The following is a 21,892-nucleotide window of genomic DNA, read 5'->3' as shown; positions in this document are numbered from 1 at the left end:
CTCTGCACTTCTTTTTACGTCGCAGATAAAGACTTACCGTATCGTAGTTGTCGGCCTGCGCTCCTAAAACTTAAGTAATGTAACAATAAAGTTAAGTAATTATTTAAAATCACCCTGCGTTATCATAAGGCCAAAGGCGCGGGAAACGGGGTGAACCGGGGGCTTTTCAGGCGATTGCGAATGGCGCTTCCATGGCATGATGTTATGAAGGCAAACTTTGTGAGAACACCGATGCGCAAGGTCATTTTCATTACCGCGCTGCTCGCCCTGAGCGGTTGCACCATTACCAAAACGCCGGAAATCGTCGGCGGCAGTAAAGTTACCGGCACCGTGAGACTCGGCATCAGCGAACAACCGCTGCAACATGCGAAAGTGGATAACTACGTCGCGCAGTCGATGGCGAATCGCCAGTGTCAGGACTGGGGCTATGCGGTTGCTGAAGCGTATGGCGCGCCAGTAAAAACCTGCTCCGTCGTGACAGGCACCCAATGCATGACGGAATCTATCGTCCTGGAGTATCAGTGCCGCGGCTTTACCATTAATAACCGCGCGGTTAGCGGCTGGTAAAGTGGCTTTACAGCTGCCGTCGCCCGGCGGTGGCTGTGCGCCCTCTTTTTATACGTGTATTTCCCCGTCGCGATCAGGTTTATCGTCTTATTCCAGGATGCTTTTATTTCCGCCTCCCCGCACAATAATAATTCTCATTTAATTAATGAATGACTTTAATTCCCATTTGCATTATTAACGCCGCGCATTTTTATTTTATCTTTTGCAAACAGTTTAATAACAAATTATAGTGCAGCGATAATTACCCCCCTTATTGCGGAGAGAAATATGCTGAAGCCGGATATGATTGAAAAACTCAATGAGCAAATGAATCTTGAACTCTATTCTTCTCTGCTTTATCAACAGATGAGCGCCTGGTGCAGCTATCACAGTTTTGAAGGGGCGGCGGCGTTTTTAAGCCGTCACGCGCAGGAAGAGATGACGCATATGCAGCGTCTCTTTAACTACCTGACAGATACCGGGAGTTTCCCGCGCATCAACGCCGTGCCGTCGCCGTTTGCCGACTACGCCTCTCTCGATGCGCTGTTCCAGGCGACTTATGAGCATGAGCAACTGATCACCCGTCAGATTAATGCACTGGCGCATGTGGCCATGACCACTCAGGATTACCCGACGTTTAATTTCCTGCAATGGTATGTTGCGGAACAGCATGAAGAAGAAAAACTCTTTAAATCCGTGCTGGATAAACTGAGCCTCGCGGGTAAAAGCGGCGAAGGGCTTTATTTCATCGATAAAGAACTGGCGACGCTCGACACTCAGGCCTGATATTGCCCCGGTAATGGCGCCCGTCATTACCGGTTTTAATTTCCCTTCCCTTTTATTTCTTTTAACGCCTCCCTTTTTCTGTATGCGCATACTGCGCCGGACGATTGTTGCCCGAGATAAGTTCGTAAAGATAAAATTACACTTCGCGTAACGCCAGTTTGACGAAGCCGTCAGAATTCTTTACCCTGCGCAGCATAAATTTTCAGTCGATCATTGCAGGGCAGAACACCGCGTGAAGAACCGCACTCTTGGCAGTATTTTTATCGTCGCCGGTACCACCATCGGCGCAGGGATGCTGGCGATGCCGCTGGCGGCGGCGGGCGTCGGCTTCGGCGTTACCGCGCTGCTGCTTTTCTTACTCTGGGCAGTGATGTGCTATACGGCGCTGCTACTGGTGGAAGTCTATCAGCATCATCCGGCCTCCACGGGCCTTGGTACGCTGGCATTGCACTATCTTGGTAAGCCAGGCCAGTGGCTGGCGGGCTTTAGCATGTTGTTTTTGATGTATGCGCTGACGGCGGCCTATATCAGCGGCGCGGGTGAACTGCTGGCCTCAAGCCTCAGCCAGTGGCTCGACATGCATATCACGCCTGCGACCGGCGTGCTGGCGTTTACGCTGGTGGGCGGGCTTATCGTCAGCATCGGCACGCACAGCGTTGATATGGTGAACCGTCTGCTGTTTACCGCCAAAACGGTATTCCTGGTCGTGATGCTGGCGATGATGATGCCGCATATTCATCAGGTGAATCTGCTGACGCTGCCGGTGGAAAAAGGCCTGGCGCTCTCTGCACTGCCGGTTATCTTTACCTCGTTCGGCTTTCACGGCAGCGTGCCGAGTGTCGTGAGCTACATGAAAGGCGACGTGCGCAAGCTTAAGCTGGTTTTCATTACCGGCAGCGCGATCCCGCTGGTGGCGTATCTGTTCTGGCAGCTTGCGACGCTGGGCGCCATTCCGTCAGACACCTTTATGGGCCTGCTCGCCAACCATGCCGGGCTGAACGGGCTGCTGCAGGCGGTGCGCGACGTCGTCGCCTCGCCGCATGTTGAGCTCGCGGTACATCTGTTCGCCGATCTGGCGCTCGCCACCTCGTTCCTCGGCGTGTCGCTCGGGTTGTTTGATTATCTGGCGGATATGTTTAAACGCCGCCGTACCGTGGCAGGCCGCGCCCAGAGCGGACTGATGACGTTTGTACCGCCGCTGGCCTTCGCGCTGTTCTACCCTCAGGGGTTTGTCATGGCGCTCGGCTATGCGGGCGTGGCGCTGGCGGTACTGGCGCTGCTGCTCCCGGCGCTGCTGGCCTGGCAGAGCCGTAAACGCCACGCGATGGCCTGGCAGGTCACGGGCGGCAACATCATGCTGGCGGTTATCTTCGCCTGCGGCATCGGCATTGTGGCTATCCAGTGCCTGATTAGCGCAGGCGTATTGCGCGAAGTCGGTTAAACATAAAAGGCCCCCTGACTCGGGGCCTTGTTTTTAGCCGTGACTGAGCGCCTTACCGAGATAAAAGCGGGAATGGCCTGCGTGATAATCCGGCGCCACACCGTAAATCTCATAGCCCTGTTTGCGGTAAAATTCCGGCGCCTGAAAACTAAAGGTATCGACAAATACTCGTTTGCAGCCGCGCTTACGCCCTTCTTCTTCGGCCATCGCCATCAGCGCCGCGCCGGTACCCTGCCCGCGCAGCGATTCATCAACCCAGAGAAACTCGATATGCAGGCAGCCCCAGTAGCTGCGCCCGGTAAGGCCTGCGCAGAGCTCTCCCTGCGCATCGTTCACGCTGATAATCAGCTCCTGCGCGTCAGCCGTCATATGCGCTGCGTTATACCGGCCAAGCTGTTTTTTAATGCGCGTCTTGAGTTCGTCATCGGGGGTGTCGGTCAGAAGGTATTCCATCATCGTCTCCTTGTTATCATAAAGAGACCATAAGCGTTTTAGCCAAAAGGGGGTAAGCCCTCAAATCCGGCAGGCGCCATTTTGAGAAGATTTTGGGGTTAGCAGGCCGCCTGCGGCCAAAAAACAGCCAGTCCTCATGGACTGGCTCAGTATGTAGTAGTTTGCGCCGTCCTGGCCCTTGTTCCGCAATGTACGATTCTCCCCGAGGGGTCCGCGGCAGAATGGCTCAACCCTGGGGCCTGCCCGCAGACCTGGAAAACTCACTGCAGCTTATGGATAGCACCATGATGGGGTGCATTTAAAAGGTAGCAGCCGCCCCGAAAAGTGCATACATGATATATTGTCATGCACCATTTTCTTGCGGGAGTGTGATTATGATCAAGCCGCACAGCAGAACGCCTCTCGCCTCTGCAAATGGTGGTCGTCGTCATCTCGTTAACCACTGTTATCAGGACGCCCGCTTAACGTTTTACGTCATTGCATGAGCGCCCGGCGTGACGCTCTGACACTGACGAAGCTATGCCCAACGCTTTCTTAATACGAAACGGGCCAACGCGTCCAAATCCTTATGTGCCTCGCCCCCACTCTGTTTAAAAACGCGGCGAATAAAACCGAGATGAATAGCCCTATAGCCGTCCGGGCATATAAGCGGTTAAAATAAACGTTGCTAAACAAAATTTTATATGACTTAATAGCGTCATCGGTTTGGAATACAGACCTTATGAAAGCAGTTTTAGTAAAGCAGTCCTCAGTTCAAGTGTTATCAGCAGATATCCTTCCTCATGAGCCTTCTCCTAAGTGCCAAATAAGTATCTCTCTAATGACAGGCCATCATCGCCACACTTAGTGGCTCATAAATTAAGGAAGTATCTATGTCTAATAAAATGACTGGTTTAGTAAAATGGTTTAACGCTGATAAAGGTTTTGGCTTTATCACCCCGAACGACGGCAGCAAAGATGTGTTCGTACACTTCTCTGCGATTCAGAGCGACAACTTCAAAACGCTTGATGAAGGCCAGCAGGTTTCTTTCACCATTGAAAATGGTGCTAAAGGCCCGGCAGCAGGTAATGTCACTCCGCTGTAAGCGATGAGAGTATCAGCAGGTCTTACGACTGCGACGAAGGTTATCACCTGAGCAGCTAAGCGCTACTGATAATAAAAGAACCCGCCTTGTGCGGGTTTTTTATTATATTAATTCAGCCCCCCTTCATTTCACCCTCCCCGCTTCGAATAAAATATTAGTCTGGAAAGTGTTAATACTCAGGGCAGCATTAAAGATTCTATACCAATCCACTTCACCGTGGGCTGCCAGCACAGTTTTAGCGGAGGGAGAGGAATTTTCTGTCCTTCTGATTCAAGCTCACCCGGATAAATAGTCCATTTTACGTTTGCATATTCTTGATAAATTTTAAATACGACATACGCTGACCCATAATCATCGTTATTCGTGATCCTTGGGACATTACGGTGCACTTCATCACTGTTGATGTCATAAGGTGAAGGCCTGGCATATTTCATATTGTCCCCCGGGAAATCGTAGGGAAACGACGTCGTACCGAGAAAAACGTCGGGCCGGGCGCTAAGACGTTTCCCATCGCCCAGGTCGATCCAGCCTTTACGGGTATCCAGCATAATGGGTACAGGCGGCTGGCCTTTGCTTCCCGGTCGCGAAGGACGTTGTCGGCCTTTGTTCCAGGGCACCAGCTGAACATAAAATTCGGGCCGGGCTTCAGGCCCCTGCACAAACGGGATAGTAAAATAGCTCCGTTTCTGCGGCATATAATTGCCAGGGATCGCATGATCGTAAAGATAGGTTTCAATAATGATGTCTTTCTTCCCGCCCGGGCTGTCGATACTGAATTCATACTCACTTTTACACAGATCGATATAGCCAGGCCGTTCTCTCGGATAGGGTATACATCCCCCTGAAAGCGTAACGGCGAAGCGTAGCAACCACGCCCCATTTGAGGTGTCCTGATAGTGACATGACGAAGTCCTTTTGAAATATCGGGAGGCGTTGCGTAGATGAGTAGTACTTTCGTCATCAACCTGGCATATTTGCCCTCCTGCTTCGCTTAGAGGACGCGCTTCGGGCAAAGAGGGTCATGAGGCTATATGTGAGTAAGCCAGGCCGTGAAAGAAGCCGGGAAGGATTTCACAAGGGAATCAGGAAAGAAATCAGGAAAAGACGGTACAAAATAAAAAACCACCCGAAGGTGGTTTGCACGACACTGCTTATTGCTTTGATTATTCTTGTTTTTCCCATGGTGCCCGGGGCGGGACTTGAACCCGCACAGCGCGAACGCCGAGGGATTTTAAATCCCTTGTGTCTACCGATTTCACCACCCGGGCTCGGGAAGAAAGTGGAGGCGCGTTCCGGAGTCGAACCGGACTAGGCGGATTTGCAATCCGCTACATAACCGCTTTGTTAACGCGCCAGAATTGCTTTGCCTTTTCAGGCTGACACCAGCAAAAGGCTGATATCGAAATTTGGAGCGGGAAACGAGACTCGAACTCGCGACCCCGACCTTGGCAAGGTCGTGCTCTACCAACTGAGCTATTCCCGCTTATCGAAGTAACTGAAGCGAATCGCTTAATCTAATTACTTGATTTACTTATCGTCCAACGAACCGTGCCGCCGTTCGATGCGTTGCATTCTACTTACCTCACGCAACGAGTCAACGAAATTTTCAGGCAACGCGATTCGTTTGCTGAATTTTGCGCCGTATAGATCACCGTTCGAGCAAATCGCCGCGTGCGGCGTTCAAATACTGGAACATCGACCAGAACGTCAGCACCGCGGCGACGAAAAAGAGCGCAATCCCGGCATATTCGATCCACATGTTCGGGCGCCACAGTAAGCCTATCAGCGCCAGCATCTGCGCCGTGGTTTTTACTTTGCCAATCCACGAGACCGCCACGCTGCTGCGTTTGCCGAGTTCCGCCATCCATTCGCGCAACGCGGAGATAATAATTTCGCGCGCGATCATGGTGGCCGCCGGCAGGGTTATCCACCAGCTGTGGTAATGCTCCACCACCAGCACCATCGCGATACCCACCATCACTTTATCTGCGACCGGGTCAAGGAACGCGCCGAAGCGCGTGCTTTGATTCCAGCGGCGGGCGAGAAAACCGTCAAACCAGTCGGTGATCGCCGCAAAGCAGAAGATCAGCGCGCAGAGGAAAGGCGCCCAGTGAAAAGGCAGATAGAACGCGAGCACGAAAAACGGGATCAGAATGACACGAAACAGCGTCAGCAATGTAGGGATATTAAATCGCATAGTGCAGGTAACTATTTGTCATAATTTGAGATTACCGCTATGTTGCTACATAGCCCTTAATGTTTCAACGAGTAGTAGATCTTTTCTGCGAGGGCCTGAGAGATACCCGGCACTTTCGCAATTTCTTCAACCGACGCGTTCAACAGCGGCTGCAATCCACCCATGTATTTGAGCAGCATCTGGCGGCGTTTCGGCCCGATGCCTTCAATCGTCTCAAGCGTGCTGGTGTTCTTCACTTTGGCGCGTTTTTTACGGTGACCAGTAATCGCATGGTTGTGCGACTCATCGCGAATATGCTGAATCACATGCAGCGCCGGGGAATCGGACGGTAACGCGAAGCCCTCCCCTTCCGGCTCCAGAAACAGCGTTTCCAGCCCGGCCTTGCGGTCGCTGCCTTTCGCCACGCCAAGCAGCAGCGGATGATGTTTATCCCAGGGCACGTCCAGTTCGGCAAAAACCGTTTTCGCCTGGCTAAGCTGCCCTTTGCCGCCATCGATGAGGATGATATCCGGCACTTTACTCTCTTCGATGGCTTTGCCGTAACGACGGCGCAGCACCTGGTTCATCGCCGCGTAATCATCGCCCGGCGTGATGTCGGTAATATTATAACGGCGATATTCCGCGCGCAGCGGCCCGTTGGCGTCAAATACCACGCAGGAAGCCACCGTCTGCTCGCCCATCGTATGGCTGATGTCGAAACACTCCATACGCTTTATTTCCGGCAGATGCAGCGCCTGCGCCAGCGCGGTGAGGCGCTGGCTGATTGTCGACTGCTGAGAAAGCCGCGTGGTCAGCGCCGTCGCCGCATTGGTGCGGGCAAGCTTCAGGTAGCGCGCGCGATCGCCGCGCGGCCGGGTCTGGACATTCACCCGGCGTCCGGCGATTTCAGTCAGCGTCTCAGCCAGCAGCTCCGGCGTGGTAAGCGGGAAATCAAGCAGGATCTCGCCAGGCAACGTGCGCATCTGGCTGCCCTGCAGATAGAACTGCCCGACAAAGGTTTCCACGACTTCCGCCAGTTCAGTGCCGCTCGGCACTTTCGGGTAGTAGCTGCGGCTGCCCAACACTTTCCCCTGGCGGATAAACAGCACGTGCAGACAGGCCATGCCCGACTCAAACGCCACACCGATGACGTCCAGATCGTCGCCGTTATTCGAGACAAACTGTTTTTCCGTCACGCGGCGCACCGCCTGAATCTGATCGCGCAGGCGCGCGGCCTCTTCAAACGCCAGATTCTGGCTCGCCTGCTCCATGCGCGACACCAGCTGGTTAATCACCTGATCGTCTTTACCGGCGAGAAACAGCCGCACGTACTCCACCTGCTGCGCGTAATCTTCTTCGCTCACCAGCCCTTCGACGCACGGCCCGAGGCAGCGGCCAATCTGATATTGCAGACACGGGCGCGAACGGTTGCGATAGACGCTGTTCTCACACTGGCGAATCGGGAAAATCTTCTGCAGCAGCGCGAGGGTTTCACGCACCGCGTAGCCGTTCGGGAACGGGCCGAAATACTCGCCTTTGGCGTGTTTGGCGCCGCGGTGTGTCGCAAGCCGCGGATGCGTATCGCCGCTCAGGAAAATATACGGGTAAGATTTATCATCGCGCAGCAGCACGTTATAGCGCGGCTGGTAGAGCTTAATGTAGTTATGCTCCAGCAGCAGCGCTTCGGTTTCGGTGTGGGTTACCGTCACGTCGATATTCTGGATTTGCGCCACCAGCGCTTCGGTTTTACGGCTGGCGAGATTGCTGCGGAAATAGCTGGCAAGGCGTTTTTTGAGATCTTTGGCCTTGCCGACGTAGATAACCGTCCCGCTGGCGTCATACATACGGTAGACGCCAGGCTGGCTGGTGACGGTTTTCAGAAACGACTTGGAATCAAAAACTTCACTCACTGACTTGATAAGGTCTCCGCGTTACACAGGCCATGGCGGATGGCCAGATGCGTCAATTCGACATCGCCGTGAATGTTTAGCTTACTAAACATACGATAGCGGTAGCTGTTGACGGTTTTGGGACTGAGATTAAGCTGCTCAGAGATTTCATTGACCTTCTGGCCTTTGGTAATCATCAGCATAATCTGCAATTCCCTTTCCGACAAACTTGCGAAGGGGGATTCGCTGCGGTCGGGCTCAATCTGACTGAGCGCCATCTGCTGTGCGATGTCGGAAGCAATATAGCGCCGCCCGGCGTGTACCGATCGAATAGCGCTCACCACTTCGGCGGGAGCCGCACCTTTACTCAGATATCCTGCGGCACCGGCCTGCATCACTTTAGCCGGAAGCGGATTTTCCGTATGTACGGTTAACATGATCACTTTAATGTCTGAAGAATAACGAGCGATTTTGCGAGTCGCCTCCAGGCCGCCAATGCCCGGCATATTCATGTCCATCAGCACGACATCCACGGGGTGAATGCGGCACCATTTGATGGCGTCCTCGCCGCAGCAGGCTTCGCCTGCCACTTTAATGCCCTTCATATCTTCAAGTATGCGTCGTATCCCTGCGCGCACCAGTTCGTGGTCATCAACAAGAAGAACGTTGATCAAAGGAAAACACTCCTCAAAAAGGGATAACGCTGCTGGTAACTTATTCGCCCCATATTAGCGTTTTTTAACTCAATTTTGAAACGCAAAAAATGCACTTATGTAAGCATCAGCACTGTTAAACCCTATTAAAACGCCTTTTTAAACCACTGACAGAAGCGCAGACACTTAAAAACCGCCGAAAAATCAAGGTACAGCATTTTTGGGTATAACTTATTACAGGCTGACAATTTTAAAGCACTGATAAACAACTTTTAAATTTACAACGAAGAAACTTATTAGAAACATATATTTTTACCGCTACGCCAGCGAACCCTGTGTAATCCGGCATATCAGGGAAAGCTTATTATAATAAGCCGGGCGCGCGGTAAAACGCTCAAAAAATCGGCGCTAATTACTTTTTTGGACCTTATGGTATACTCCGCCGCCTTATAACATCGACAGGCGTGCCCCGCGCACGTAGTTACACTGACAGAGGACAAAATATGAGCGCTCCCGATATTTCCACCGCAGAGAACAACCAGGAACTGGCCACCGAGGTGTCCTGCCTGAAATCCCTCCTGACCCTGATGCTACAGGCGATGGGTCAGGCGGACGCGGGCCGGGTTATCCTTAAAATGGAAAAACAGATAGCCGAAATGGAAGACGCGGAGCAGGCGGCGGTTTACACCAACACTGTTAAGCAGATTAAACAGGCTTACCGCCGTTAATAAAAAAACCGGCTGGAGAGCGGTTATTCTTCCAGCCGGTTCGAGTGTCTGACACGCAGAACAAATTACCCGATCAAATCAGCCCTATTGCAGCAGCATAACAGGCAATTTGGGTTTTGTTCGGAGCATTAAACTTCTTCTGCATATTTTTCTGGTGGAAATTAACGGTATTTTCCGAGATAGATAATATTATCGCTATTTCCGCAGATGTTTTACCTTCCGCCGTCCACTGCAATATCTCTTTTTCTCGCTTACTCAGTTTCATTTCCAGCACGGTCGCCGCCGGATCTTCCAGACGCATCATCGCGACGAGGCTTTGTTCCACTAAATGCTGAAGTCGCAACGCCAGTTCGTCATCCGGCATGGAGTGTCCACGCGGGCTGGTTCCAGAGACGGACAAAAATCCCTGGGCGCGGTTAGGCGCAATGACGCACTGCGTTACGCCCTTGACCAGACCGTGGTCGCGCGCGGCATTCCAGAGCTCCTCTGCGGCGCCGGCAAACAGCGCGTCATTCCATGAGAGCGGGCCTATAAGATAGTTGGCGGGCTTCAGCACCGGATCTATCACGAAGTAATTTTCCGCCTGATAATGCTCAAGCCAGGCTTCAGGATAGGTGGTGTGCAGCGTCAGTTTGGGGCGCGTGAAAGGCACAGGATGGCGAACGCAAAGTGCGAAATAATCATATTCCATGTTCTGCGTTTCGGTTTTCAGGAGCGAATAAATGTCGCCTGAATCCTGAATTTCCTGAAAGCGGGTCGTCATTTCCCGACGCCAGTTAAAAAAGTCACTTTCCTTCATGCTGTGGGGCGAAACTCCTGTCGTGCTGTAAGCATTATTTTTTGTGATATGACAAAGTAACACATTCTACATAATTATTAATATCAATAATCGGCATTCTGCACGGGACATTGCGCCAGACGCAGGCTTTAAGGCAAATTAAATCGCTAAGGGACTGTTGATGCTGATTAATTGGCCAGGCGTATTTTAAAGCTTATTTTTTACAGGGTTTCCAGGGGAGCACCCGGCGCGGGAAACACGCCGGGCAACGAGTCAGGCATTGAGAAACTTATCTAAAAACTGCCGGGTGCGCGGCTGCGTCGGGTTGGCAAACAGGGTTTTCGCCTCGCCCTGTTCGACGATTTTTCCCTGATCCATAAAGATGGCGCGATCGGCCACATCACGCGCAAAACTCATCTCATGGGTCACAATCACCATCGTGCGCTTCTCCTGCGCCAGCTGGCGAATCGTGTTCAGCACTTCGCCCACCAGTTCCGGATCCAGCGCAGACGTCGGCTCATCGAACAGAATCACCTCCGGGCGCATCGCCAGCGCGCGGGCGATCGCCACACGCTGCTGTTGTCCGCCGGAGAGGCGCTTCGGGTAGCTATTTTCTTTACCGGAAAGCCCCACTTTCGCCAGCAGTTCGCGGGCGCGCGCCGTGGCGTCGGCTTTCGGTTCGCCTTTGACGATAACCGGGCCTTCGATAATGTTCTCAAGCACTGTGCGATGCGGGAACAGATTGAAGCTCTGAAAGACAAAGCCAACCTGCTGGCGCAGCTGACGGACCAGACCACGCTGTTCGCGAATCGATTTGGCGGTATCAATCATGATATCCCCCACGCGCACAGTGCCGCTCTCAGGCTGTTCCAGCAGGTTAATGCTGCGCAGGAGCGTGGTTTTACCGGAGCCGCTGGGGCCGATAATCGCCACCACTTCCCCGGTCTGTACTTCCAGGTCGATGCCGTGCAGCACCGTCTGCCCGTGAAACGACTTCACCAGGTTTTTGACCTCTATGGCACTCATTTCGGATCGCGCTCCTGTCGGTTCAGCTGGTTTTCAAAATGGTTTTGCAACGCGGAAAGCACCGTCGCCATCACCCAGTAAATCAGCGACGCGGCCAGATACATGGTAAAGACTTCCAGCGTGCGCGAGGTAATGAGCTGCGCCTGGCGGAACAGTTCCGGCACCTGAATGGTGGCGGCGAGCGAGGTATCTTTCACGAGGCTGATAAAACTGTTGCCGAGCGGCGGCAGCGCCACGCGGGCGGCCTGCGGCAGGATGGCGCGGCGTAGCGTCTGCCACGGCGTCATGCCGATACTGGCCGCCGCTTCCCACTGCCCTTTATCGATAGACGAAATCGCCGCGCGCAGCGTCTCGGAGGTGTACGCCGCCGTATTAAGCGAAAGGCCGATCATTGCCGCCGGGATCGGGTCCAGCTCAATACCGAACTGCGGCAGACCGTAGTAGATCATAAACAGCTGTGCGATAAGCGGCGTACCGCGAAACACCGAAATATAAAAGCGCGCCAGCCACGATACCGGCCAGAAAGGCGAAAGGCGCATCATCGCCAGCAGAAAGCCTAACACCAGGCCGAAAAACATGCCGCCGATGCTCAGCTGTAGCGTAAAAACGGCCCCTTTCAGAAGAAAGGGCGCCGAATCGATAACCAGTTGGATACTTTCCTGCATTATGTTGGTTTCACCCTGCGTTTTCAGACATGCGGATGGTACGCGAACAGCGCCGGAGCGCCGCCGGTGTGAATAAAGAGAATCGGTCCGTTATCTTTGAAACGGTTCTGCGAGATGCCGTCAATCAGCCCGGCCATCGCTTTGCCGGTATAAACCGGATCCAGCAGAATGCCTTCAAGGCGCGCCAGCAGCTTCACCGCTTCCATGCCTTCGTCATTCGGCATGCCGTAGCCTGGCGCGAAGTAATCGTCCCACAGCACAATATCGGCCCGCGCTTCCAGCTCCAGCGCCTCGGCGACGCCCTGCTGCAACGCCACCACTTTCGGCTTCTGCATCGCAACGCTTCGCGACACCGTTACGCCGATAAGCTCGGCGTCGGGCATCCCCTGCTCCAGCCCGACGGCCAGCCCCGCGTGCGTACCGGCGCTGCCGGAAGCTACCACCACGGAAGACGGACGCACGATGCCTTCGCACTGCTGCACAATTTCAAGCGTGCTTTCGACATAGCCGAGCGCGCCCAGCACATTCGAGCCGCCGACCGGGATCACATAAGGCCGAAAGCCCTGTGCCTCCAGACGCACCGCCAGTTCGTCAAGCTGCTGGTCCGGCGCGTCCAGCGCGTCGCACATTTCAACCTGCACGTTAAAGAGATCCAGCAACAGCCGGTTGCCGTTCGTCAGATAGTTCTCTTCACGCGTGGCGATCGGGTTTTCCAGTAGCGCCACGCAATGTAAACCGAGGCGCGCGGCGACCGCCGCCGTCTGGCGCACATGGTTAGACTGGATAGCGCCCGCGGTCACCAGCGTGTCGGCGCCTTCGCGCAGCGCCTGAGCCGCGAGAAACTCCAGCTTGCGCAGCTTATTGCCACCCATTGCCACCGGCATCGCGTCATCGCGCTTGATAAAAATTTCACGGCCCAGGTAGTCGGACAGGCGCGGCAGGAAATCCAGCGGCGTGGGCGCGCCGATAAGCTCAAGACGCGCAAAGCGGGTAAGATTATGCATGGTGAAACCTCATGCCAGTTCAGCGGTTAAACCGTCATTATGCAGCAATTCTTCGCAGGCATAAAAAAAGGCGCTGATATCAGCACCTTTTTTGCGCAACGAAACCCTTATTTGGTCACGTCCGCGCCAAACCACTTCTCAGAGATTTTCTTCAGCGTGCCATCTTTCTGCATCTCAGCGATGGCGCTGTCGACGGCCTTCACGAAATCGTCGTTGCCTTTACGCACCGCGACGCCCGCTTCCTGACGAGAGAACGGCTCACCGGCCGCGGCCAGCGTATTATTGGTTTTCTTCACCAGATCCAGCGCCGCCAGGCGATCCACCAGAATGGCGTCAATGCGGCCTACGCGCAGATCCTGATATTTGGTCGGGTCGTCGTCATAGGTACGGATATCCACACCCTGCACGTTCTGGCGCAGCCACTCTTCGTAGTTGGTACCAAGCCCGACGCCGACTTTTTTGCCCTTGAGATCGGCGGCGGTTTTAATGCTCTGCGCGTTCTCTTTCTTCACCAGCGCCTGAATACCGGAAACGGTATACGGCGTTGAGAAATCATATTTTTTCTTGCGCTCGTCGGAGATAGTGACCTGGTTAATCACCACGTCAATACGCTTAGAATCCAGCGATGCCAGCATCCCGTCCCATTTGGTCGGCTTAAGGGAGGCTTTCACGCCCAGGTGCTTTGCGAGCGCCTCGGCGAACTCCACTTCAAAGCCAGTCAGCTTGCCGTCATCGCCCTGGAAGCTAAACGGCGGATAGGTGCCTTCCAGCCCCACCAGCAGCGTGCCGCGTTCTTTAACTTTATTCAGCAAATTTTCCGCAGCATAGGTTTTCACGCTCATGCCTGCTACCAGCGCGACCGCCATGACGCCCATGAGTGCCTGACGACCAAAAAGTGCAAGTTTCATAAGTACCCCGAATTAACGAAATTGAGTGCTAGTGTAAGTAGTTACGCAAAGAAATCAAAATCACTGTGCTACAACTTATGCTTTTTTAATATATATCAGAAGTTGCCGAGGAGTCGGTTTTCTCCGTCGGGACTAAGGAGACTTGCTGATACTGGGCATACTTACGAAGCGCAATACGGTAATTATTGGTACTGGTGAGCGGCAGCCACGCCTCCAGATGCTCGTCGAGATTATCCTGACGGGCAAGGGAGAGCGGCACCTGGCGTTGGGTGAGATGCGCGCCGAGACGGCGCAGGCGCACCACATATTCGCGAATCGTGCCATGGCTCATATCGGTCTGCTCGAAGAGATATTGCTTAAAGCCGATGATATCGAAATAGTTGCTCTGCTCTTTGCAGTGCAGATCGCCACAGAAGCGACAGAGCGCCACCCAGTCCTGCTTTTCCTGCTCCCAGGCGGTCTCGTCAAGTAACGTATCAAGCGCAGCGATAGCGACCTTGTTCACAATCTCGCCGCGATGGACCAACGTAATGCGATCCAGCAGCTTGTGACAATGGGCACAATGCGTCTGTGAGTGCTTAAAATCTTTAAGGTAGCGGCTCAGGGGCCGCCTTTTAGGTTGCTGCGCCGTCATGATAACTCCTGGTTGTCGTAACTGTATGCGGCATTACCAGGATGATGACGAATCAACAACCTATAGCTTACCCAGCTTGGTTCGCAGACGTTTAATGGCCTGGCTATGCAACTGGCTAACCCTTGACTCGCCCACTTCCAGTACCGCGCCAATCTCTTTGAGATTGAGCTCTTCCTGGTAGTACAGCGTCAGCACCATCTGCTCGCGCTCCGGCAGCGATTCAATCGCTTCCATGACACGCTCGCGCAAATTGCCTTCCAGCAGTTGATGCAGCGGGTTTTCGTTCTGGTTATCTTCCGTCACCAGTTCGATACTATCGCCATGCTCTTCACGCCATTCGTCATAAGAGAACAGTTGACTATTGTTCGTGTCGAGCAACATCTGACGATATTCTTCAAGCGGGATACTCAGTCGCTCTGCGACCTCCAGTTCCGTCGCGTTACGTCCCAGTTCCTGCTCCAGTTGGCCTATTGCCTGCGCCACCTCGCGCGCGTTGCGTCGGACACTGCGTGGCACCCAGTCACGGCTGCGCAGCTCGTCCAGCATCGCGCCACGTATACGCTGCACTGCGTAAGTGGTAAATGCCGTTCCTTGCAGGGCGTCGTAGCGTTCTACAGCATTCAGCAAGCCGATGCCGCCCGCCTGTAACAAATCGTCCAGTTCGACGCTCGCCGGCAAACGCACCTGCAGGCGCAACGCTTCGTGACGCACCAGCGGGACATAACGCTGCCAGAGCGAGTGTTTATCCATTACACCATCAGCGGTATAGAGAGAATTCACGATAAACAGCCCTGCGTTAGTTGAGTTATCGGCGTGATTATCTAATTCTACAGCGCTTTTTAATCGGGAGAATAATGGTCTAAATAAGGGGTTATTTTAAGGTTATGCGTTAAATCACTGAAAATAAGCTGATTAATAAGAAATTAAAGTTAAACGTCGGGTCAGCATTTCGGCCAACGGGTACCCATCCCAGAGCAAAGAAAACTGCATACTCTGCCCAATCGGGACTATGCGATCGACGCCGCGCGGTTTGGCGGTCGCCAGAAACCGTTGAAATTCCTCAGGATCAACCCCGAACGTGACGATCGTCTGGCACTTCTCCCCGCACAACGGCGCGATGTCCAGTAGATCCTGCGCGACATATTCAATAAACAACCCGCTCTGGTGATGATCCGCCAGCAACGCGCCATTCGGCGTGTCAGTTTGCGCCAGGAAAAGACGATTGTCCGGCTGCGCGATGCGCCTGAGCGTCGGATCCTTCACCGTCTGCGCGCAAAACCACGCCAGGTTACTTACCGCCGTCGTCGGCAGCGGCGCATAGCGCTCGCCGCACCAGTCGCGAAACGCGGGCCAGAACTGCGCGCGCGCTTCAGCGGCACGATCGCCGGTCCAGACCACCATTTTCGCAGCTGTGCACGCCTGCTGGCTCGTCAACAGCGTATCGTTATAAAACCCTTCCAGCAGGCGCGCTTTATCAGGCGCGGCAAGCCAGGCGTCGGCGTCGATCACCGCAAAGGAGTAACGATCCGCAAAGGCGATATCCACCGCGCGCGGACGCAGCGCCGAGCGCCGCACCTCGCTAATAGTGCGATCGCCGCCCCAGATAAGCCGCGCGTCGCACAGCGCGGAGAAATAATCGGTCAGCGCCGCGTCGTGCGGGTACTGCACCAGACAAAGGCTATCAGCCATCGCGGGCACATGGGCCAGCGCCCCTTTCAGCGCATCGCAAATCAGCGCGGTCTGGGGAAACGGTTTTGAAGAGAGTCGGACAATATTGGCGTTGCCGGTAAGCAGCCCCGCCGCCAGCGAAAACGCGAAGTTCACTGCCACGTTGGACGGGGCGATATGAAACGCGACGCCGCGGCCCTGGGTGATGCCCTGCGGCATAAACTCCTGGCGCAGCTTTTCCAGCGACGCCGGTCGACACCAGAACGCCAGACTCACCACATCGCTGTAGGCGCGCGCGCGCGGGTCGGCCAGCAGCTGACGGGAGAACTCGCTTAAGAACGTAAGCGTCTCGTCATCGAACGGCGCGCGCGGGCGAAACGCTTCCAGCGCGGCAAGCTGGGCGGCATCGCCCAGCAGAAAAGTCAGGTTGTCAAAACTGGGCTGCATAAGTGTCGCTACATCCTCTGATTTCGGCCTGTTGCAGGCGTCCGTTGATGCGGAAATATTTACCGTGCCGCCCACAGGGACAGTCATCCTCGCCAAGCAAAACGCCCTCATCTTCCGTGAGCAGCGAATGCCCCGGATAGGATTCCGGGATCAGCGACAGCACCTGCACGATCCCCGCGCGCCCCGGTGGACAGACCGAGAAATCGTGCGGATCGCGAATAATCACATCGGAAAAAATACTGGCGTGCAGATGGCCCTGTTCGCACTGCATATAAATGCAGCCGGTCTGCTCCACCATGCCGTAATAATCATAAATACGCGTCAGCCCGCATACGTCGTGCAGACGGCGGGCGAACTCCTGCGGCGATACCGCCTCGCTGATAAGCTTTTTCCAGCCGCCGCCGTGGATCAAAATCCCCTGGCTGAGATCGAGCCGCTGGCCACTTTGCGCCAGCGCGCGCCAGAAGTGCTGCCAGATCATAAAGGTGAAACCGAACAGCAGCACCGGCTTGCCCGCGTGTTTCGCAAGAAACGCCGTGATGCCGTCGATATCAAGATTCATCTCGTCATCGAGCGCAAACGCGCGATCGGCGCCGAAGATCGAAAACCCCAGAATGCCCGCGCCGCGCGCGGAAAACATGGTGCGATCTTTGAGCACCGACGGCGCGTCGATAATCAACATCGGCAGACGCCCCGCGCCGGTAAAGGCGCTGACGATCTTCACCAGCGTTTTTTGCTGGTTGGCCGCCGTTTGCTTATCAAGATAAATGCGCGATACCGCCTGGCCCGTGGTGCCGGATGAGGTCATCACCTTCACGGCTTCGTCGGGCGGAATGCTGGCAAGCGTCAGGGTTTTAAACAGCGACACCGGCAGAAATGGCACATCTTCCGGCGCTTTCAGGGCGGCGACATCCACGCCGAGGCCGTCAAGCATGGCGCGGTACGGCGCGCAGTGCGCGCGGTGATGGTCCGTCAGCCATTGCAGGCGCTGCGTCATCAGCGCGCGCTTTTCATCGCGCGCCAGCGAATAAGGGGGTTGCTGTAACCACTGCGCGTAATCAAGCACTGAGCGCCTCCAGTTGTGCGTAAAGCGTTTTTCCGGCCGCGTTTTTCGGAATCGCGTCCAGGATCACCACGCGAAACGCGCTGTGATGTAACTGGCAGGTCTGCGCCAGCCAGCTTTTTACCGTTTCGGCCTGGGTTTCATCGGTGAGAAACAGCGTAATACGGTCATCGACGCCGCCCGTGGCGCACTCCAGCCCAACAAACTGGTTTTTCACCAGTTGTTCCAGCTCATCCAGCCCGACGCGATTGCCGAACACTTTCAGGAACCGTTTTTTGCGCCCGACGATGGTATAAACGCCGTTGTCGTCGCGGCGGGCCAGATCGCCTGTCGCGAGCCGCCCTTTAAAATCATCGCCGCGCGCCAGGCACTCGCGCGTTTGCGCGTAGCCAGGACAAACGTTCGGGCCATAATAGATAAGCTCGCCGGTTTCCTGCGCCGCGGTAATTTCCGCGCCGTTCTCATCTTCAAGCGTAAAGCGCCCGCCCGGAATAGCCACTCCCATCGCGCCCGCCATGGTTGCCGCGTGCTCCGCAGGCAAATAGCCCATCCGCGAGGTGGCTTCCGACGCGCCATACATCACCACGAAACGCTTGCCCTGCTCCTGCGCCCAGGCGGCGAACGCCTCATGCAGCGCCGTGGAAAGCTTACCGCCCGCCTGCGTTAACGTGCGCAGCGAGGGGAGCGTCATGCGCATAAAGCGCAGCTTATTGAGCATTTCGAAAGTATAAGGCACGCCCGCGAGCGACGTGGCCTGCTGGCTTTTTACGAACGCCCAGAAGCCCGGCTGCACCGGGCCGCTGCGGGTCATCAGCAACGTCGCCCCTTGCGCCAGGTGGGAATGGATAACCGATAAGCCATACACATAATTCATCGGCAGATAGACCAGCGGACGCTCGTTCGCGTCTATAGCCAGATAGTCGCAAATGCTGGCGCAGTTACTGAGGAGATTCTCATAGCTCTGGCGCACCAGCTTCGGGCTGCCGGTCGAGCCGGAAGTGGTTATCAGCAGCGCCAGCGCGTCGTCCATCGCCGGTGCCGGCTCATGGGTGGCGATAAGCTGATAACCGTTGTGGCGCAGCAGCACCTCGCCCGGCCACGCGCGGCCTTCCGGCAGCCAGAGAAAACCCGGCCGCCAGCGCGCCAGCAGCGCATCAGCCAGCGTCTCATCGAGTTGACCGTCGAGCATCACCGGCACCGCGCGGGCGTTCAGCGCCGCCAGATAACCGGTCAGCGACGCCGCGCTGTTTTCGCAAAAGCAGAACATCAGCGCGCGAGCGGGCAGATGCGCGCGCACCTGCGTCACGCGGTCAGCCAGCTCGCCGTATGAGAGCGTCGCCCCGCCGTCTTCAATCAGCGCCACGGCATCGCGCGGCGCCTGTGTCAGTTGCCAGAAAGGCACAGCATTCATAACACCGCGTCCAGAATCTGTTGTGTTACCTGTGGCGCGGTCAGGCCGCACTGCTCCAGCATCCAGGCGTATTCGCCCGCCGGGCCGTAGCCCTGAGGAATGCCAAGACGCAGCAGGCGCGGCGCCCCGCCCTGTTCAGCGAGATACTCCGCCACCGCGCCGCCAAGGCCGCCCACGACGCTGTGTTCTTCCAGCGTCACCAGCAGACGGCTGCCGAACAGGCTCTTAAGCGTGTCGGTGTCGAGCGGTTTGATGGTGTGCATATCAACGACCGCGCAGCGCAGCCCGTGAGCTTCCAGCGCATCGGCGGCTTTCAGCGCCACCGCGACCATGCTGCCGGTGGCGACCAGCGCGATATCGTCGCCGTCACGCAGGCGCATCGCTTTACCGAGCTCAAACACGGCCTGCTCCCGGTAGACCACCGGCGTGCGCATCCCGCCGGTCAGGCGCAGATAGACCGGACCGTGATGGCGCGCGGCCAGTTCGGTCAGTTGCGCCGTCGCCGTCGCGTCGGCGGGCGAAAGAATGGTCAGCCCTGAAATCGCACGCAGCGTGGCGATATCTTCAATGCCGTAATGCGTGGTGCCGAACATCCCCATCGCAAAACCGGAGGCCAGCCCCACCACTTTAACGTTCTCTTGTAAGTAGCCGAGATAGTGGCGCATCTGCTCGCAGGCGCGCAGCGCCGCGAAATTGGCGAACGTGGTGGCGAACGGCACCAGCCCCTGAGAGGCCATGCCCGCCGCCACGCCGATTAAATTCTGCTCGGCGATGCCGAGGTTAAAAAAGCGCTCCGGATAGGTGCTGCTAAAGCGCTCCATCCCGGAGGTGATGGCGAGATCGGCGGTCAGGCCGACCAGCGCCGGGTTCTCTTCGGCAAGCTTTAACAGCGTGACGCCAAAGGTGCCGCGCGTGCCCATCATGGACCAGGCGCGGATCTCGGCAGGCGTAATCGTCAGGCTCATGCGTGTGCCTCCAGTTCGGCGAGCGCGGCGTCGCGCTGGGCCGCCGACAGACGCGCGCGGTGAAACGCGTTGTTATGCTCCATAAACGACACCCCTTTGCCTTTCACGGTGCGCGCCACAATCGCTTTCGGCTTGCCGTGCGACGGCGCGTCGAGCGCGGCCAGCAGCGCCGCGATATCGTGGCCGTCGCAGGTTTCCACGTGCCAGCCGCAGGCGGCCCACAGCGCCGGGAAATCCATTTTTATCGTCTGCTCGCAGGACCAGTCGGACTGAAAACCGTTGCAGTCAACGATAGCGGTAAGCTGATCCAGCCCCTGCTGGGCGGCGAAAAACGCGCTTTCCCAGACCGAGCCTTCATTGCACTCGCCGTCGCCGAGCACGATGTAATGACGCCAGCTTTCGCCGCGCAGACGCTGCGCCAGCGCCGCGCCGCAGGCGTAACCGACGCCCATGCCGAGCGAGCCGCCCGCGAAATCAATCCCGAGCGGCGGGTTCATTGGCGTCAGCGCCGGAAAGCGCGAGCCGCTGTGATCGAACGTCGCCAGTTCTTCGTCGCTCAGCACGCCGTAGTGGTGCAGCGTGGCGTAGAGCGCCAGCGCCGCATGGCCTTTACTGAGCAGAAAACGGTCGCGCGCCATCGACGCCATATTCTTCGGATCAAAGCGCATCACCGCGCCATACAGCGCGGCGGCGATCTCCACCATCGAGAGCGCCGGGCCAAGATGCACGCCGTCTACCGGCGCCGCGCTGGCGGTGCGAATAATCGACTGACGGATGGCGCGCGCGTCGAGGGCGAGCTTACCGACGCGGGCGTTCATCGCAGACCGCCGTCAACGCGCAGCGTCTGGCCGGTCACGTAGGACGAGAGATCGGACGCCAGCCAGACGGCGGCGGCGGCTATCTCCTGCGGCGCGCCGAGGCGGCGCAGATCGGTGCCGTTACGGGTCTCTTCGATAATGTAATCCGGCATCGTGGAGAGCATGTCTGTTTCGGTCATGCCCGGCGCGATGCAGTTGGCGCGAATGCCCTGCTCGCCCAGTTCCGTGGCGATGGTGCGGGTCAGCGCGACGACCGCCGCTTTGGCCGCGCCATAAGCCGCTTTACCGGCATTGCCGTCTTCGGCGGCGGTCGAGGCGATATTCACAATGCTGCCGAAACGCTGACGGGTCATCAGTTTTGACACCATCTGGGTAAAGCTGAACAGCGAGAAGAAGTTCACTTCGAATTGCTCACGCAGCGCCTGCATCGTGGTCATCTGGAACAGCGCGTTCCAGGTGACGCCCGCGTTGTTCACCAGCGCATGCAGCTGTCGTTTGTCGCTCATCAGGCGTTTAACCGCGCCTTTCATCGCGTCGTTATCGGTCAGATCGAAGCACAGCGGCCAGATCTCGACCTGGTAACGTTCGGCAAGCGCCGCCATGTCGGCCAGAAATTCCGGCGTTTCGCTGCGCGCATGGGCGTAAATGCACGCGCCTTCGGCGGCGAAAGCCTCCACCATCGCGCGCCCGATACCGCGCGCGCAACCGGTGATAATGACGTTTTTCTCTTTTAACAACATGGGCTTCC

Annotated in this window: 23 protein-coding genes and 3 tRNA genes; 5 read left to right on the top strand and 21 right to left on the bottom strand. The window is 56.1% G+C overall.

What is annotated here, in order from left to right:
• The first annotated feature begins 219 nt into the window (after positions 1-219).
• The 3 genes from yecR (at position 220) to tyrP (ending at position 2,773) form a co-directional block, all read left to right on the top strand.
• Positions 220-567 (top strand): YecR family lipoprotein, encoded by a 348-nt coding sequence (yecR, locus tag AB8W27_RS07895; RefSeq protein ID WP_007699116.1) that lies wholly within the window; start codon positions 220-222, stop codon positions 565-567.
• 267 nt (positions 568-834) lie between these two features.
• Complete coding sequence (ftnA, locus tag AB8W27_RS07890) at positions 835-1,332, top strand: non-heme ferritin (RefSeq protein ID WP_007769735.1); 498 nt, start codon at positions 835-837, stop codon at positions 1,330-1,332.
• Positions 1,333-1,564: 232 nt separating this feature from the next.
• Positions 1,565-2,773, top strand: a complete 1,209-nt coding sequence (gene tyrP, locus AB8W27_RS07885; protein ID WP_015741668.1) for a tyrosine transporter TyrP — start codon at positions 1,565-1,567, stop codon at positions 2,771-2,773.
• A 33-nt stretch (positions 2,774-2,806) separates the two neighbouring features.
• Here the strand turns inward: tyrP and AB8W27_RS07880 are convergent, their stop codons facing one another.
• A complete protein-coding gene (locus AB8W27_RS07880; protein ID WP_041923694.1) occupies positions 2,807-3,226 on the bottom strand; it encodes an N-acetyltransferase in 420 nt (139 codons plus the stop codon).
• Positions 3,227-4,098: 872 nt separating this feature from the next.
• On the opposite strand from AB8W27_RS07880, the gene cspA reads away from it, so the two are divergent.
• Entirely contained in the window at positions 4,099-4,311 is a 213-nt protein-coding gene (gene cspA, locus AB8W27_RS07875) for an RNA chaperone/antiterminator CspA (protein WP_007720208.1), read from the top strand.
• Positions 4,312-4,487: 176 nt separating this feature from the next.
• Here cspA and AB8W27_RS07870 read toward each other — a convergent pair whose 3' ends face one another.
• The 7 genes from AB8W27_RS07870 to uvrY all read right to left on the bottom strand — a co-directional run bounded on the left by AB8W27_RS07870 (position 4,488) and on the right by uvrY (position 9,050).
• Complete coding sequence (locus AB8W27_RS07870) at positions 4,488-5,180, bottom strand: hypothetical protein (RefSeq protein ID WP_041923695.1); 693 nt, start codon at positions 5,178-5,180, stop codon at positions 4,488-4,490.
• Positions 5,181-5,492: 312 nt separating this feature from the next.
• Positions 5,493-5,579: transfer RNA gene (locus AB8W27_RS07865), tRNA-Leu, on the bottom strand.
• Between the two features lie 12 nt (positions 5,580-5,591).
• Positions 5,592-5,665: transfer RNA gene (locus tag AB8W27_RS07860), tRNA-Cys, on the bottom strand.
• Positions 5,666-5,718: 53 nt separating this feature from the next.
• Positions 5,719-5,794: transfer RNA gene (locus tag AB8W27_RS07855), tRNA-Gly, on the bottom strand.
• Between the two features lie 165 nt (positions 5,795-5,959).
• Positions 5,960-6,508 carry a CDP-diacylglycerol--glycerol-3-phosphate 3-phosphatidyltransferase gene (pgsA, locus tag AB8W27_RS07850; RefSeq protein WP_007699136.1) on the bottom strand — a complete coding sequence of 183 codons (549 nt, stop codon included), beginning with the start codon at positions 6,506-6,508 and terminating at the stop codon, positions 5,960-5,962.
• A gap of 56 nt (positions 6,509-6,564) precedes the next feature.
• The gene (uvrC, locus tag AB8W27_RS07845) at positions 6,565-8,397 is read right to left on the bottom strand and encodes an excinuclease ABC subunit UvrC (protein ID WP_015741673.1); all 1,833 of its coding nucleotides are present in this window, start codon (positions 8,395-8,397) and stop codon (positions 6,565-6,567) included.
• Complete coding sequence (gene uvrY / locus AB8W27_RS07840) at positions 8,394-9,050, bottom strand: UvrY/SirA/GacA family response regulator transcription factor (protein ID WP_004387982.1); 657 nt, start codon at positions 9,048-9,050, stop codon at positions 8,394-8,396. Before uvrY ends, uvrC begins: the two co-directional genes overlap by 4 nt.
• A gap of 482 nt (positions 9,051-9,532) precedes the next feature.
• Between uvrY and AB8W27_RS07835 the strand changes: the two genes are divergently transcribed.
• Positions 9,533-9,757, top strand: a complete 225-nt coding sequence (locus tag AB8W27_RS07835) for a DUF2594 family protein (RefSeq protein ID WP_015741675.1) — start codon at positions 9,533-9,535, stop codon at positions 9,755-9,757.
• Between the two features lie 73 nt (positions 9,758-9,830).
• On the opposite strand, the gene sdiA is transcribed toward AB8W27_RS07835, so the two are convergent.
• The 13 genes from sdiA to AB8W27_RS07770 all read right to left on the bottom strand — a co-directional run bounded on the left by sdiA (position 9,831) and on the right by AB8W27_RS07770 (position 21,884).
• Positions 9,831-10,556: a transcriptional regulator SdiA gene (gene sdiA, locus AB8W27_RS07830; protein WP_015741676.1), complete on the bottom strand. Its 726-nt coding sequence runs from the start codon at positions 10,554-10,556 to the stop codon at positions 9,831-9,833.
• A 252-nt stretch (positions 10,557-10,808) separates the two neighbouring features.
• Entirely contained in the window at positions 10,809-11,561 is a 753-nt protein-coding gene (gene tcyN / locus AB8W27_RS07825; RefSeq protein WP_041923696.1) for an L-cystine ABC transporter ATP-binding protein TcyN, read from the bottom strand.
• Positions 11,558-12,226 carry a cystine ABC transporter permease gene (gene tcyL, locus AB8W27_RS07820; RefSeq protein ID WP_007769707.1) on the bottom strand — a complete coding sequence of 223 codons (669 nt, stop codon included), beginning with the start codon at positions 12,224-12,226 and terminating at the stop codon, positions 11,558-11,560. Before tcyL ends, tcyN begins: the two co-directional genes overlap by 4 nt.
• A gap of 23 nt (positions 12,227-12,249) precedes the next feature.
• Positions 12,250-13,230, bottom strand: coding sequence for a D-cysteine desulfhydrase (gene dcyD, locus AB8W27_RS07815; RefSeq protein WP_015741679.1), 981 nt, complete (start codon positions 13,228-13,230; stop codon positions 12,250-12,252).
• A 107-nt stretch (positions 13,231-13,337) separates the two neighbouring features.
• A complete protein-coding gene (tcyJ, locus tag AB8W27_RS07810; RefSeq protein ID WP_015741680.1) occupies positions 13,338-14,138 on the bottom strand; it encodes a cystine ABC transporter substrate-binding protein in 801 nt (266 codons plus the stop codon).
• An 85-nt stretch (positions 14,139-14,223) separates the two neighbouring features.
• A complete protein-coding gene (gene fliZ / locus AB8W27_RS07805; RefSeq protein WP_015741681.1) occupies positions 14,224-14,772 on the bottom strand; it encodes a flagella biosynthesis regulatory protein FliZ in 549 nt (182 codons plus the stop codon).
• A gap of 60 nt (positions 14,773-14,832) precedes the next feature.
• Entirely contained in the window at positions 14,833-15,552 is a 720-nt protein-coding gene (locus AB8W27_RS07800; protein ID WP_007699171.1) for an RNA polymerase sigma factor FliA, read from the bottom strand.
• Between the two features lie 132 nt (positions 15,553-15,684).
• Positions 15,685-16,887 carry an acyl-CoA reductase gene (locus AB8W27_RS07795; RefSeq protein ID WP_015741682.1) on the bottom strand — a complete coding sequence of 401 codons (1,203 nt, stop codon included), beginning with the start codon at positions 16,885-16,887 and terminating at the stop codon, positions 15,685-15,687.
• Positions 16,871-17,953 (bottom strand): acyl-protein synthetase, encoded by a 1,083-nt coding sequence (locus AB8W27_RS07790; RefSeq protein WP_015741683.1) that lies wholly within the window; start codon positions 17,951-17,953, stop codon positions 16,871-16,873. Before AB8W27_RS07790 ends, AB8W27_RS07795 begins: the two co-directional genes overlap by 17 nt.
• Complete coding sequence (locus AB8W27_RS07785) at positions 17,946-19,361, bottom strand: AMP-binding protein (RefSeq protein WP_041923697.1); 1,416 nt, start codon at positions 19,359-19,361, stop codon at positions 17,946-17,948. The genes AB8W27_RS07790 and AB8W27_RS07785 overlap by 8 nt, the downstream gene beginning before the upstream one ends.
• Positions 19,358-20,326 (bottom strand): transketolase family protein, encoded by a 969-nt coding sequence (locus tag AB8W27_RS07780; protein WP_015741685.1) that lies wholly within the window; start codon positions 20,324-20,326, stop codon positions 19,358-19,360. Before AB8W27_RS07780 ends, AB8W27_RS07785 begins: the two co-directional genes overlap by 4 nt.
• Positions 20,323-21,144: a transketolase gene (locus tag AB8W27_RS07775; RefSeq protein ID WP_015741686.1), complete on the bottom strand. Its 822-nt coding sequence runs from the start codon at positions 21,142-21,144 to the stop codon at positions 20,323-20,325. The genes AB8W27_RS07780 and AB8W27_RS07775 overlap by 4 nt, the downstream gene beginning before the upstream one ends.
• Entirely contained in the window at positions 21,141-21,884 is a 744-nt protein-coding gene (locus tag AB8W27_RS07770; protein WP_015741687.1) for an SDR family NAD(P)-dependent oxidoreductase, read from the bottom strand. The genes AB8W27_RS07775 and AB8W27_RS07770 overlap by 4 nt, the downstream gene beginning before the upstream one ends.
• Between the last annotated feature and the right edge of the window lie 8 nt (positions 21,885-21,892).

Source organism: Cronobacter turicensis, from assembly GCF_041222865.1.
Taxonomy (GTDB): Bacteria; Pseudomonadota; Gammaproteobacteria; order Enterobacterales; family Enterobacteriaceae; genus Cronobacter; species Cronobacter turicensis.
Note: the sequence above shows the minus strand (reverse complement) of the source record. Positions and strands in the feature narration are given on the sequence as shown.